This window comes from Neisseria flava (assembly GCF_982712965.1).
Map to the genome: position 1 here is coordinate 1 of NZ_CEXQBZ010000032.1, position 12,666 is coordinate 12,666.

12 protein-coding genes are annotated in these 12,666 nt (G+C 52.5%); 6 read left to right on the plus strand and 6 right to left on the minus strand.

What is annotated here, in order from left to right:
- Nucleotides 1-175 precede the first annotated feature (175 nt).
- Nucleotides 176-1,552, minus strand: coding sequence for a UDP-N-acetylmuramate:L-alanyl-gamma-D-glutamyl-meso-diaminopimelate ligase (mpl, locus tag AC5M9B_RS02380; RefSeq protein ID WP_487648191.1), 1,377 nt, complete (start codon nucleotides 1,550-1,552; stop codon nucleotides 176-178).
- Between the two features lie 134 nt (nucleotides 1,553-1,686).
- On the opposite strand from mpl, the gene AC5M9B_RS02385 reads away from it, so the two are divergent.
- Nucleotides 1,687-2,400: an O-methyltransferase gene (locus AC5M9B_RS02385; RefSeq protein ID WP_487648192.1), complete on the plus strand. Its 714-nt coding sequence runs from the start codon at nucleotides 1,687-1,689 to the stop codon at nucleotides 2,398-2,400.
- A gap of 52 nt (nucleotides 2,401-2,452) precedes the next feature.
- Here AC5M9B_RS02385 and AC5M9B_RS02390 read toward each other — a convergent pair whose 3' ends face one another.
- The 3 genes from AC5M9B_RS02390 to AC5M9B_RS02400 all read right to left on the minus strand — a co-directional run bounded on the left by AC5M9B_RS02390 (nucleotide 2,453) and on the right by AC5M9B_RS02400 (nucleotide 5,887).
- Entirely contained in the window at nucleotides 2,453-3,979 is a 1,527-nt protein-coding gene (locus tag AC5M9B_RS02390; RefSeq protein WP_487648193.1) for an ABC transporter permease, read from the minus strand.
- Between the two features lie 111 nt (nucleotides 3,980-4,090).
- A complete protein-coding gene (locus AC5M9B_RS02395) occupies nucleotides 4,091-4,843 on the minus strand; it encodes an alpha/beta fold hydrolase (RefSeq protein ID WP_472693340.1) in 753 nt (250 codons plus the stop codon).
- Nucleotides 4,844-4,987: 144 nt separating this feature from the next.
- Nucleotides 4,988-5,887 carry an NAD(P)H-hydrate dehydratase gene (locus AC5M9B_RS02400; protein WP_487648194.1) on the minus strand — a complete coding sequence of 300 codons (900 nt, stop codon included), beginning with the start codon at nucleotides 5,885-5,887 and terminating at the stop codon, nucleotides 4,988-4,990.
- Nucleotides 5,888-6,021: 134 nt separating this feature from the next.
- Between AC5M9B_RS02400 and AC5M9B_RS02405 the strand changes: the two genes are divergently transcribed.
- Nucleotides 6,022-6,681, plus strand: coding sequence for a cytochrome b/b6 domain-containing protein (locus tag AC5M9B_RS02405; protein WP_070613073.1), 660 nt, complete (start codon nucleotides 6,022-6,024; stop codon nucleotides 6,679-6,681).
- Between the two features lie 60 nt (nucleotides 6,682-6,741).
- On the opposite strand, the gene AC5M9B_RS02410 is transcribed toward AC5M9B_RS02405, so the two are convergent.
- Complete coding sequence (locus tag AC5M9B_RS02410; protein ID WP_101810632.1) at nucleotides 6,742-7,341, minus strand: MlaC/ttg2D family ABC transporter substrate-binding protein; 600 nt, start codon at nucleotides 7,339-7,341, stop codon at nucleotides 6,742-6,744.
- A 127-nt stretch (nucleotides 7,342-7,468) separates the two neighbouring features.
- Between AC5M9B_RS02410 and AC5M9B_RS02415 the strand changes: the two genes are divergently transcribed.
- Nucleotides 7,469-7,972 carry a DUF1841 family protein gene (locus AC5M9B_RS02415; protein ID WP_487648195.1) on the plus strand — a complete coding sequence of 168 codons (504 nt, stop codon included), beginning with the start codon at nucleotides 7,469-7,471 and terminating at the stop codon, nucleotides 7,970-7,972.
- A 183-nt stretch (nucleotides 7,973-8,155) separates the two neighbouring features.
- Here AC5M9B_RS02415 and radC read toward each other — a convergent pair whose 3' ends face one another.
- Complete coding sequence (gene radC, locus AC5M9B_RS02420; protein ID WP_070513609.1) at nucleotides 8,156-8,836, minus strand: RadC family protein; 681 nt, start codon at nucleotides 8,834-8,836, stop codon at nucleotides 8,156-8,158.
- Between the two features lie 645 nt (nucleotides 8,837-9,481).
- Between radC and AC5M9B_RS02425 the strand changes: the two genes are divergently transcribed.
- The 3 genes from AC5M9B_RS02425 to AC5M9B_RS02435 are packed head-to-tail and all read left to right on the plus strand — an operon-like array spanning nucleotide 9,482 to nucleotide 12,474.
- A complete protein-coding gene (locus tag AC5M9B_RS02425) occupies nucleotides 9,482-10,606 on the plus strand; it encodes an ABC transporter ATP-binding protein (protein ID WP_029609835.1) in 1,125 nt (374 codons plus the stop codon).
- Nucleotides 10,607-10,621: 15 nt separating this feature from the next.
- Complete coding sequence (locus AC5M9B_RS02430) at nucleotides 10,622-11,587, plus strand: ABC transporter permease subunit (RefSeq protein WP_019271268.1); 966 nt, start codon at nucleotides 10,622-10,624, stop codon at nucleotides 11,585-11,587.
- The gene (locus AC5M9B_RS02435; RefSeq protein WP_101810633.1) at nucleotides 11,587-12,474 is read left to right on the plus strand and encodes an ABC transporter permease subunit; all 888 of its coding nucleotides are present in this window, start codon (nucleotides 11,587-11,589) and stop codon (nucleotides 12,472-12,474) included. The genes AC5M9B_RS02430 and AC5M9B_RS02435 overlap by 1 nt, the downstream gene beginning before the upstream one ends.
- Nucleotides 12,475-12,666 lie beyond the last annotated feature (192 nt).

Consider the following 12,666-nt stretch of genomic DNA (forward strand, 5'->3'; position numbering starts at 1 on the left):
GACGAAGCCGCAGACAGTACAGATAGTACGGCAAGGCGAGGCAACGCCGTACTGGTTTAAAGTTAATCCACTATATCGGGTCTGCCCCATCCCATTCCTTCACCACAAAAAGGTCGTCTGAAAACCAAACTCCGGTTTTCAGACGACCTCAATCATTCCAAACTTTCAACCGACCTTATTTCAAGGCTTCCAGCAGCTTCCCGTGTATCCCGCCGAAACCGCCGTTGCTCATCACCAAAATATGGTCGCCTGCTTCGGCATGTTTCACGATTTCGGCAACGAAGGCATCAAAGTCTTGTCCGACGTGCAGCTTTCCACCCAAAGGCGCGAGGGCTTCGGCGACGTCCCAGTCCACGCCGCCGGCGTAGCAGAATACTTGGTCGGCACCTTTGAGGCTTTCGGGCAGGGCGGCTTTCATGGTGCCGAGTTTCATGGTGTTGGAACGCGGCTCAAGGACGGCGAGAATGCGGGCGTTTCCGACGCGCTGACTCAGGCCTTCGATGGTGGTTTCGATGGCGGTCGGATGGTGGGCGAAGTCGTCGTAAACGGTGATGCCGTTCACCGTGCCTTTGATTTCCATGCGGCGTTTGACGTTTTTAAACGCGCTCAAGGCTTCGCAGGCCGTCTGAATATCGACTCCGGCATGGCGCGCGGCGGCGATGACGGCGAGCGCGTTCATGCGGTTGTGTCCGCCCATCAAATCCCATGCGACGTGTCCGGCTTTTTTGCCGTCAAGCAACACGTCGAACGAGCCGTCGGTATTGACTTCGCCGACCTGCCAGCCATGTTCGATGCCGAATTTTTCCACCGGCGTCCAGCAGCCTTTGTCGAGAGTGTCTTGCAGGCTTTGCTGCTGTCCGTTGCAGACGATTAAGCCTTCGGACGGCACGGTGCGCACGAGGTGGTGGAACTGGGTCTGTATCGCACCCAAGTCGGCAAAGATGTCGGCGTGGTCAAATTCCAGATTGTTCAACACGGCGGTACGCGGACGGTAATGCACGAATTTGGAGCGTTTGTCGAAAAAGGCGGTGTCGTATTCGTCGGCTTCGATGACGAAAAACGGCGATTTGCTGTTCGGGTCTTGACGCGGCGTTTGCGGCAGACGGGCGGAAACGCTGAAGTTTTCCGGTACGCCGCCGATGAGGAAGCCCGGCGCGAGTCCGGCATATTCCAAGACCCATGCGAGCATGGACGCAGTGGTGGTTTTGCCGTGCGTCCCCGCCACGCCGAGTACCCAATGATGGTGCAGTACGTTTTCCGACAGCCATTGCGGGCCGGAAATATAAGGCAGGCCGCGGTTCAAAATCGCTTCAACCACATCCATTCCGCGCTTGGCGACATTGCCGATAACGTAAACGTCGGCTTTAAATTCGTCCAACTGCGCGGCATCGAAGCCTTCGTGTACGTCTATGCCCAAGGCTTCGAGCTGGGTGCTCATCGGCGGATACATCTTCGCGTCGCAACCGCTGACTTTAAACCCCGCTTCTTTGGCAATGGCGGCCACCCCGCCCATAAACGTGCCGCCGATACCGATAATGTGGATGTGTTTCATGATAAAACCGTCTTTTGAATGAAATAATGGGAAAGCCGCCATTATAGCGGAGTTTGGATGCAGGGGTCGTCTGAAAAGCGAAGCTGTGGCAAGATGGGAAATATGAAGGATTTGAGCTGAAAAGGAGAATCTACATGCCCAAGCTGACGCCGAAAATGTTCGCTTTTCTGCAAGCGCCTCAAGCCGAAGCCGTTTTGCTGCGGCTCTACACCCAAGCCTTAAAGCAAAACAGACAGATGTTTTTTCATTTTCTGCCCAAGATTTTCAAGCTCTTGGGCAAAGGGCTGGATTGGACGGGGGAAAACGAAAGTTTTTACGAAGACAAATACATCCCCATCGCACCGCAACAAGGCAAGTTTTTGTATATGCAGGCTTTGGCATCGGGTGCAAAAAATATTGTCGAATTCGGGACTTCCTACGGCATTTCGACGCTGTATCTTGCCGCAGCCGCCAGAGTCAACGGAGGGCGCGTCATCACTTGCGAATATCTGCCGCACAAAGCCGCAGCGGCGAGAAAACATTTTCAAGAAGCCGGTTTGGCAGACTATATCGAGCTTCGCGAAGGCGATGCGCTGGAAACCTTAAAAGACTTAGCCATCCGCCCCGATTTCGTCTTGCTCGACGGCTGGCCGGATTTGGTATTCCCCGTATTCAAGCTGCTGGAACCGAATCTTGCCGACCGCGCGGTCATCGCCGTGGACGATGTGGAAGGCTTCTCACCTGCCATGCAGGATTATCTCGATTACGCCCGCCATCCTGAAAACGGTTATATTTCATCCACACTGAAACCTTACAAAGCGTTGGAATATACGGTCAAAACAGGCAACCATACCGAAAAGGTCGTCTGAAAACCGGTTTCACCAAGATGAAACCGCCTTTTCAGACGACCTTCAACACGCTTCAGTCCTCGTCCTTTCCGTCCAGCAGCAAAAACACCATCGTCGCAAACAGCATCAATACCGCCGTCAACACCATCGCCCTCGAATAATTGTCCGCCCCCGCCCTGCCCAGATAGGCGTAAATCAGGGTGGTCAGCGTCTGCCATTCGGGACGTGCCAAAAACAGCGTTGCCGCAAACTCGCCGACGCAGGTTGCCGCCGCCAAAGTCAGCCCGCGCCTGAAAGCAGGTTTCAGCAATGGGGCGGTGATGTAAAAGGTCGTCTGAAAACGGTTTGCCCCCATAGTCCTCGCCGCCTCGCCATAACCTTGCGGCAACGCATCCCATGCCGCCAAAACATCTTTGGCGACAAACGGATACGCCAACAGCGCATAAGCGGCAATCAAAAGCGGCAGCGATGCCGTCCATTGCGGATACAGCAGCAGCACGCCGAACGCCACACAGACCGGCGACACCATAAACGGCAAAAATACCGCTCCCCTCACCCACGCCGCGCGTCTTGCCAAGCAGGCATACGACACGCCCAATACCGCAGCGGCAGCAACCGCCGCCACCGAAAAACGAACGGTGTTCCAAAGCGCCGCCAGCGTTTCGCCCTCGAGCAATACCCGCCAAGACTCTCCGGCAAGGGCGGCCTGCCGGACAACCGCAAGCAAGGGCATCAGGCAGCATACACACAACACCGACAATACCGCCGCGACCATCAGCCGTTCCGCCGCTGTTGCGGGCTTGCGCGGACGCGGTGCGGCGTGTGCCTTGTCCGCATCCGTCCGACGGCTCAACCGCGCATACAGCAATCCTGCCGCCGCGGTAATCCCCAACACCAGCCATACCAAGACGGAAGCCTGCGCCATATCCAATTCATACGCAATCAATCGGTAAATCTCCACTTCCACCGTCGCATAGCGGTCGCCACCCAACAGCAAAGCCAGTCCGAACCCCGAAAAACAATACAGGAAAACCAAACACAAACCGCCCGCCAACCACGGGCGCAATACCGGCCATTCCACCCTTAAAAACCGCTGCCAAGCCCCCGCCCCCAAAGCCTGCGCCGTTTGCAGGCGCGCCTCGGGAACCTGCAAAAATCCCTGATACGCCGCGCGCACCAAAACCGGCAGGTTGAAAAACACATTGCCGTAAATCAACAGATACGGCGTATCCTGCCAGCCCGCCCAAACGGCACCGTTTGTGCCGAACAAAGCCAACACGCCCATACCCGCTACCAAAGTCGGCATCACGAAAGGCAGCATCAACAGCCTCAACACCGCCGCGCGTCCCCGGAAATCCAAACGCGCCAACACCCACGCCGCAGGCACGCCCAAAATCCCCGCCAGCACGCAGGTTGCCAAAGCCTGAAATGCGGTCCATGAGATAAGGTGCTGCATATAATCATCGCGCAACACCCCGCCCCATGCACTCCCGTCGTAAAAAGCCAGCGCAACCAAAGGCGCGACGACCATCATGATAAGGAAGCCCAAAGGCAGCAGCGCGAGCAGTAAAGTGGAACTGAAAGAGCGGATGGAAGACATGGTTTGATGCTGTATGAAAATTAAAAAAATATAGGATTAAGTCGTCTGAAAAACGGTTTCAGCAAACCTGCCAAGCTGCTTTCAGACGACCTCTTTATCCAATACGGACTTTTACAATGCCTGAAACGCCTGTACTGCCGCCCAAATTATTTCAGGCTGCTCTTTAATCGCTTCATGAACGGCAAACGGCACATTCATCAGATGCACATAAGGCAATTCGGTTTTCAGTTCTACCCAATCATCGAAGGCAAGCAGAAAATCGGCTTCTCCGCGTATTGCCAAGACATTAGCTGCGATTTCACGGACGCTTTCGTTGGGATAACCGCTTGCGCTTTCGTCCAGCCACATGGCTTTCAATGCCGCAATCCATTTTTCGGCATCGGGTTCGGGATTGGCTGCCTGATAAGCGGCAAGCTGTTCCGACAGTTTTTCTTTTACAATATTAAGGTTCAGCGCTTCAAACATCGACCGTACGCGATTCAAGTGTTTTTGATGCCACTCTGCACCTACCGTGATGATTTTCTCAACATTTTCATCTTCCGCACCAAGACGGTAAGCAGTTATTCCTCCGTCGCTGAAACCGAACAGACTGTAATTTTCCACGCTTTCGTTGCGCAGGATTTGGCGCACATCATCGGCTGCTTGAGCATAGGTCAATGCGGTAGTGCCAAGCGTGGAGCGTCCGTGTCCGCGCGTATCGACGGCAATCACGCGGTAGTGTTGCAACAGGCGCGGCAGCAACGGTTCAAAGTCGGCAATCGAGCCGAAACCGCCGTGAAGCAAGACCATGACGGAGGCGGCTTCCTTACCGCCGATTTGGTAGTGCAGGCTTGCACCTTGATGGTTAAAAAATTTGGACTGCATGGTTTACCTTTTCAATCTATCCGGAGTATCTGCATAGGAAACATCAAAAAGCTTTTGGATTCCAACACAGATATTGAACATTTGCAAAGGGTCGTCTGAAAACGGCTTAGGAGCTGTATCTCCGTTTTCAGACGACCTCTTTCTTTAAACTTTTGTGTTCTCGATCATCAGCCGATTCCTCAACCATCTGGCGGTAGGTGCGATTTCGCCTGCCAGCATACCGGCTTCCACGCCTGTCGAGTGTTTGATAACATCCGCCGCCGCGCCGTGCAGCCATACGCCGGCGCATGCGGCTTGGAACGGCGGGATGCCTTGCGCGAGCAGGCTGCCGATGATGCCGCTTAAAACGTCGCCGCTGCCTGCGGTGGCAAGTCCGGCGTTGCCACTTGGGTTGGTATAGACCGTGCCGTCGGGCGCGGCGACAAGCGTGCGGTGTCCTTTTAAGACGGTTACGGCTTGGAACGTTGCGCTGATGGTTTGGACGGCGGACATTCTGTCTTGCTGGACGGTTTGGGTTGATGCACCAAGCAGGCGGGCGGCTTCGGCAGGGTGCGGGGTCAGAACCAGATTACCGCGCTTTTGTGCTGCTTCGCGGGTTTCGGTGTTAGACCTTGCCAGCAGGGTCAGCGCGTCGGCATCAAGCAACAGCGGCGCGTCTTGATTGTGCGTCAACACGTTATTTAAGATTTGGTTGGCGGTTTCGTCCAAACCCATGCCGCAACCGACCACCCATGCGCTGATATCCTTGCGTTTCAGCAGGTCTTCGGCAGTCGCCAGCATGATTTCGGGGCGTTCGGGGATGACGGCGAAGGGCAAGGCGGTTTGATTAAAGCCTGCCCACACTTTGCCGCTGCCTTGATAAATCGCGGCGGTGGAAGCGAGTACGACGGCGCCGCTCATGCCCGATGCGCCGCCGACGATGGCGAGCGTGCCGTATGTCCCTTTGTGCGACTCTGCCTGACGCGGGGTGAATACGTTGGGAAACTGTGAGGTCGTCTGAAAAAAATCGGGCGTATCGGGGAGCGTATAGGACGGGTTCATCATCAATCTGCCTGAGTTTGGTAAAATAGCGGATGCGTGGCGAAAAGAGGTTGGAATCCCTCTTTTATCGACTGTTGTTTTCACGATTCTACCGCCCCGTATAGGAACACTACAACCGCACAACAAGGAATATCTAAATGAAACAAAAAGTCAAAGTCTGGGATTCGCCGACGCGCCTGTTTCACTGGCTCTTGGTCTTATCGGTCGGATTTATGTGGTACAGCGCGCAGGCTGGCGGTGGGATGCTGGTTTGGCACTTGCGCTGCGGGCTGCTGATCGTCGGACTGATTATCTTCCGCCTGTGTTGGGGCTTGTGGGGCAGCGATACGGCACTGTTTTCGCAATTCGTGCGCGGCCCGTCGTCCATCCACCGCTACCTGCAAGGCAACCTGACTGAAAACGAACAGCCCGGACACAACCCTTTGGGCGCGCTGATGGTCATCGCGCTGATTGCGGCGGTCTTACTGCAAGTAACGACGGGCTTGTTCGCCGCCGATGAAAACACGTTTACCGACAGCGGCTATCTCAACCATCTGGTCAGCTCGAACACGGGCAGCCTGATGCGCAAAATCCACGTCAACTTCTTCAACCTGCTGGCGGCTTTGGCAGGATTACACATCGTTACGGTCTTAGCGTATAAGTTTCTGAAGAAAAAAGATTTGATCCACCCGATGATCAGCGGCTACAAACATATCGAAGGGCAAACCGTCGCCTTAAAATTTGCTTCCGCTGCCAAACTGATTGCCGCTTTGGCGATCGCGGTAGCAACGGTGGTTGCGATTTTGATGTTGAAATAACAATTTAAACAAATAGGAAAAGGTCGTCTGAAACTTTCAGACGACCTTTTGTCATTTGATTTATTGCTTTTTCAGCCCTTTGGCTTTGACAGTCGCGATGGTGCCGTCTATGCCTTTTTGCTTGATAAGTTCGCCGAACTGGTTGCGGTAAACCGTTACCAGGCTCGTTCCGTCCACGCGGATGTTGTAGATTTTATAGACAGGGCCGACCTTATAAAGCTGGTAGGCCACTTCGTATTTCGTCCCTTTTTTGGTGTGCAGTTCAGAAAACACGTCGAACTTATTGCCGTTGACCGTCATTTTCGGCAACAGCCTTACCTGAGCATCCGCCGCGCCGATTAAGGCGGAATGCGAATACATGGCTATAATCATGTCTTTAAAAGCGCGGATAAATTCCGTTTTCTGAGTAGCGGAGAATTCACGCCAAGGCGCGCCGACCGCCAAAGCGGAAATGCGTTCGTAATCCAGATAACGGTCTGCATACTGCTCGATCTGCTTGACCTTTTGCGCCTCGCTCAAAGAGCCGTTGCGCGCAATTTTCAAAACTGCATCTATATTCTGCTGCATCTGAGCCTGTGCGGGGTGTGTTTCAGCTGCCACATAAGGCGCGGCAACCGCCATCGGGACAGATAATACAAAAGCGGACAAATAAGGGGTCATCATTATTCCATAAGATAAGAAGCAAAGCTGCATTTTAAAACGCCCTGAGGCATAAACCGTTAATCAAATGTAAAAGCAGGAAAGATAACTATATAATCACCCTATCCGAATTTCTGAAATTCCCGCCATGTACGATGTCAACACACACGATGTCCGCCGTTTTTTCGCCCATGTCTGGCGACAACGCCTCACCCCCCTGCAACTGGACGGCTTACAACAAAAAGCCCTGCGGATTATCGAAGCCCATCCCGAATACGCCCGCTATCTCGAAAATATCGAAGACTATCTGGACAAAACCTGGACGCCCGAAGAAGGAGAAACCAATCCCTTCCTGCATATGTCGCTGCATCTCTCCCTGCAAGAACAAGCAGCCATCGACCAACCGCCCGGCATCCGCTCCATACATGGACAACTCTGCGCACGCTACGGCGGCGATTGGATACGCGCCGAACACGATATGATGGATGCGCTGGCAGAAACCATATGGGAAGCGCAACGCTACGGACGCGGCTTGGATGTCAACGCCTATATGACGCGGCTGCGCAAATTGGTCGGACTGGGGCAGGAAGAAACCGCCCGCATCAATCCGCACGAAGTCGGCGTGTCCGGCATCATCAGCGAAAGGGCTTGAGTTCATCTAGGTTAGAGAAAAGAATTTTCAGACGACCCTTCATGCCCGTTTAGTTATAAAATATTATCCATATTCAAAGTATTAACTCTATATATTGAATACACTGACATCAGTACAAAAGTCGTCTGAAACCTGTTTTCAGACGACCTTAACCCAACCTTTGCCCCGCCCAGCAATATCACTTTACCCCTCCATATACCCCTGCTCCCGCATCGAGCAAACTTCTTTTGCCGTAACAATAAAATGATCCAAAAGTGAGACATCAACCAATGCCAAAGCCTGTTTCAGACGACCTGTGAACGCAATATCTGATTGCGAAGGCGTAGCCGAACCGCCGGGATGATTGTGAGCGATAATCAGGCTGTCGGCGTATTCGTCCAATGCGAGCTTGACGATTTCCCTGATATAGACGGTATTTTCCGCCACCGTTCCGCGCGAAAGTTCGCGCATAGCAATCAGCCTGTTTTGGCGGTTGAGCAAAAGCGCGGTGCTGACTTCTATCTTTTCGTGCCCTAAATGCAGGCGCAGATAATCGGCAACGGCTTTCGGACTGGAAAGCGTGATGTTTTCCTGCAAATCCTCGCCCAAAATCCGCCTGCCGATTTCTTTGACGACGGCAAATTGGGTAAAACTCGCCAAACCCATGCCCTTGTATGCAGAAAGCGTTTTCGCGTCGGCACTCATCAGCTTGCCCAAGCTGCCAAACTCATTCAACAGATAACGCGCCAAATCCACCGCGCTCATCCCACGCGTACCCACCCGCAGCAAAATCGCCAATAACTCCGCATCGCTCAATGCGCCTGCACCACGCGCCAATAATTTCTCGCGCGGCCGCTCGCCTTCAGGCCACTGTTTGATACTCATGTTTTACCCCTTGCGTGAAAATTCACAAAAAAATCCATTTGAAATCTGTTTCTCATTGCGCTTGGCAAACAACCCTAAGAAACTACTTTTGTTGTTATAGTGGATTAAATTCAAATCAGGACAAGGCGACGAAGCCGCAGACAGTACAGATAGTACGGCAAGGCGAGGCAACACCGTACTGGTTTAAAGTTAATCCACTATAATATTTCAAATTTTATTATATTTTGAATAAATATTTAAGATAAAAGCATAATATCCATATAAATTAATTGCATAAAAACAACGCGCTTAAATTTCCCATATGAAGGCAACTGCTCATCCCTATTTGCCCGTATGGGTTTGATAGTAGATTCAATCCGACCGATAACAAGCCGCACTGTTTAAATCGAATCCGCGAGAAATCAGCCCCTTCGGGCAATTTCGTATTGCCCCTGCGTGCCATAGGCTAATATAATAGCGAGTTCTGCGGAGACGGTTTATCCTTGTATTTCCACCCGTTTCCCATCCATGCTGCCCGTGCGCTTCACAAGAGTTTCAGACGACATTTCGACGTTGCGACTCCCGCCAGCAATCAAACAGCTTTTTATCACCCTTTCGAAAATCCGTTTTGCCGGTACTCGTCATTTTTATTGGAGTATTGCCATTATGACCGCAACCACTGCGTCTTCAGCCAAACCTTATCTCAAAATCCAAGGCTTGGTGAAAAAGTTTGGTGACAATTACGCTGTCGATAACATCGACTTGGATATTTATCAACATGAAATCTTTGCCCTTTTGGGTAGCTCCGGCAGCGGCAAATCCACGCTGCTGCGTATGCTGGCGGGCATGGAAAGCCCTAATCAGGGCAAAATCATTCTGGACGGTCAGGACATTACCAAACTTGCCCCCTACGAGCGCCCCATCAATATGATGTTTCAAAGCTATGCTCTGTTCCCGCACATGACTGTGGAACAGAACATTGCCTTCGGTCTGAAACAAGACAAAATGCCCAAAGATGAAATCGCTGCGCGCGTGGAAGAAATGCTGCGTCTGGTGCAGATGACCAAATACGCCAAGCGCAAACCGCATCAATTATCCGGCGGCCAGCAACAGCGTATCGCTTTGGCACGCAGCTTGGCAAAACGTCCGAAAATCCTGCTGCTTGACGAACCTTTGGGCGCGTTGGACAAAAAATTGCGCCAACAAACCCAGCTCGAATTGGTCAATACGCTGGAACAAGTCGGCGTAACCTGCATCATGGTCACGCACGACCAAGAAGAAGCGATGACGATGGCGACCCGCATCGCCATTATGTCCGACGGTCAGTTGCAACAGGTCGGTACGCCCAGCGACGTGTACGACTACCCCAACAGCCGCTTTACCGCCGAATTCATCGGCGAGACCAATATTTTCGGCGGCGTTGTGATTGAAGACCATGCCGATTATGCCGTCATCGAATGCGAAGGCTTGGAAAACCACGTCCGCATCGACCACGGTCTGGGCGGCCCGAGCGAACAAGACATTTGGGTCAGCATCCGTCCCGAAGATATTGATTTGTACAAAGAAAAACCCGACCACTTGGGCAGCTTCAACTGGGCAAAAGGCACAGTGGAAGAAATCGCCTACTTGGGCAGTTTCGCCATCTACCACATCAAACTCGCCAACGGCCGCGTCGTCAAAAGCCAAGTTCCCGCACCTTATTGGTACGTGCGTAACATCACGCCGCCGACTTGGGACGAAACCGTCTATATCAGCTGGCCGGAAAACCAACCGACTCCGTTGTTCCGTTAATTTAAGGGGAATGAGATGAACCTTAAAAAACTGAAAAACAAACTGTTCCGCCGCCCGGGTCAGCGCACGGTCATCGCCGTGCCGTATATCTGGCTTTTGGTGCTGTTTCTGATTCCGTTCGCCATCGTGCTGAAAATCAGCTTTGCCGAACAAGAAATCGCCATTCCGCCGTTTACGCCGCTGACCAGCGTCGATGAAGATTTAGGTCGTCTGAACATCGCCATCAGTTATCAAAACTATGCCGATATTTTCCAAAATTTTTGGAATACCCTGAATCCGTTCGGCGACAGCGAAAACAGCAATATCTATCTGATGACCTACTGGTCTTCCATTAAGACCGCGCTGACGACGACCATCATTTGTCTGCTGATCGGTTATCCGACCGCCTATGCTATTTCGCGCGCCAATCCAGCCATGCGCAACGGTCTGCTGCTTGCGATTATGCTGCCTTTCTGGACTTCCTTCCTGCTGCGCGTCTATGCATGGATGGGTCTGTTGGGACACAACGGCATCATCAACAATTTCCTACTCAAAATGCAGATCATCGAAGAACCTTTAGACCTGTTCTACAACGCGTTCTCGCTGAACTTGGTTATGGTTTATGCCTATCTGCCGTTTATGATCCTGCCGCTTTACACGCAACTGGTGAAACTCGACAACCGCCTGCTCGAAGCTGCTTCTGATTTGGGTGCAGGTCCGATCAAATCGTTCTTCACCATTACCCTGCCCCTGTCCAAAACCGGCATCATCGCAGGTTCCATGCTGGTTTTCGTTCCCGCAGTCGGTGAATTCGTGATTCCCGAGCTGGTCGGCGGTTCGGAAAACCTGATGATCGGTAAAGTCTTGTGGCAGGCGTTCTTCGACCAAAACAACTGGCCGCTGGCTTCCGCCGTCGCCGTCGTCATGGTCGCATTGCTGGTCGTGCCGATTGCACTGTTCCAACATTATGAAAACCGCGAATTGGAAGAAGGAGCCAAATAATGCAAAAATCCCGATTATCTTGGTTCCTGAAACTGATGCTGATGCTGTCGCTGGCGTTTCTGTATATTCCTCTGGTCGTCTTGGTCATCTATTCCTTTAACGAATCCAAGCTGGTTACCGTTTGGGGCGGCTTTTCAACCAAGTGGTACGGCGCATTGCTGGAAAACGACACTATCTTGGAAGCCGCTTGGCTGTCGCTGCGCATTGCCGCCGTTTCCTCGCTTGCAGCCGTCGTTTTGGGTACGTTGGCAGGCTACGCGATGGCGCGCATCAAACGCTTCCGCGGCAGCACCTTGTTTGCCGGTATGATTTCCGCGCCTATGGTTATGCCTGACGTGATTACCGGTTTGTCCATGCTGCTCCTGATTATTCAGGTGCAAATGTTCCTGCAAGGCAGCGAATTGCTGCAAAACCTGTACTTCGACCGCGGTTTCTTCACCATTTTCCTCGGACATACGACGCTTTGTATGGCATACATTACCGTCGTTATTCGTTCGCGTCTGGTGGAGCTCGACCAATCACTCGAAGAAGCCGCAATGGACTTGGGTGCGCGTCCGCTGAAAATCTTTTTCGTCATCACCCTGCCCTTGATTGCGCCTGCCATCGCTTCAGGCTTCCTGCTCGGCATTACCCTGTCGCTGGATGATTTGGTGATTACCTCCTTCCTGTCCGGCCCCGGTTCTTCCACATTGCCGCAGGTGATTTTCTCCAAAATCAAGCTGGGTCTCGACCCGCAGATGAATGTGTTGGCAACCATCCTGATCGGCATCATCGGTACGCTGGTCATCGTCATCAATTACTGGATGATGCGTCAAGCAACCAAACGAGACCGGGAAGCCGCCGAAGCCTACCGTCAGGAAAAGCTCGCCGCAGAAAAAACAAATTGACCCAATCAGACAGGCTGACCGCATCAATGCAAGGTCAGCCTGTTTTCTTCACACAACCCGTTTGACAACTTTTCAGACGACCCTCAACTATAGTGGATTAAATTTAAATCAGGATAAGGCGACGAAGCCGCAGACAGTACAGATAGTACGGCAAGGCGAGGCAACGCCGTACTGGTTTAAAGTTAATCCACT

Excerpts from the sequence above, each read along its gene's own strand:
- mpl (WP_487648191.1), bottom strand. The coding sequence starts at position 1,552 with ATGAAACACATCCACATTATCGGTATCGGCGGCACGTTTATGGGCGGG.
- AC5M9B_RS02385 (WP_487648192.1), top strand. The coding sequence starts at position 1,687 with ATGCCCAAGCTGACGCCGAAAATGTTCGCTTTTCTGCAAGCGCCTCAA.
- AC5M9B_RS02390 (WP_487648193.1), bottom strand. The coding sequence starts at position 3,979 with ATGTCTTCCATCCGCTCTTTCAGTTCCACTTTACTGCTCGCGCTGCTG.
- AC5M9B_RS02395 (WP_472693340.1), bottom strand. The coding sequence starts at position 4,843 with ATGCAGTCCAAATTTTTTAACCATCAAGGTGCAAGCCTGCACTACCAA.
- AC5M9B_RS02400 (WP_487648194.1), bottom strand. The coding sequence starts at position 5,887 with ATGATGAACCCGTCCTATACGCTCCCCGATACGCCCGATTTTTTTCAG.
- AC5M9B_RS02405 (WP_070613073.1), top strand. The coding sequence starts at position 6,022 with ATGAAACAAAAAGTCAAAGTCTGGGATTCGCCGACGCGCCTGTTTCAC.
- AC5M9B_RS02410 (WP_101810632.1), bottom strand. The coding sequence starts at position 7,341 with ATGACCCCTTATTTGTCCGCTTTTGTATTATCTGTCCCGATGGCGGTT.
- AC5M9B_RS02415 (WP_487648195.1), top strand. The coding sequence starts at position 7,469 with ATGTACGATGTCAACACACACGATGTCCGCCGTTTTTTCGCCCATGTC.
- radC (WP_070513609.1), bottom strand. The coding sequence starts at position 8,836 with ATGAGTATCAAACAGTGGCCTGAAGGCGAGCGGCCGCGCGAGAAATTA.
- AC5M9B_RS02425 (WP_029609835.1), top strand. The coding sequence starts at position 9,482 with ATGACCGCAACCACTGCGTCTTCAGCCAAACCTTATCTCAAAATCCAA.
- AC5M9B_RS02430 (WP_019271268.1), top strand. The coding sequence starts at position 10,622 with ATGAACCTTAAAAAACTGAAAAACAAACTGTTCCGCCGCCCGGGTCAG.
- AC5M9B_RS02435 (WP_101810633.1), top strand. The coding sequence starts at position 11,587 with ATGCAAAAATCCCGATTATCTTGGTTCCTGAAACTGATGCTGATGCTG.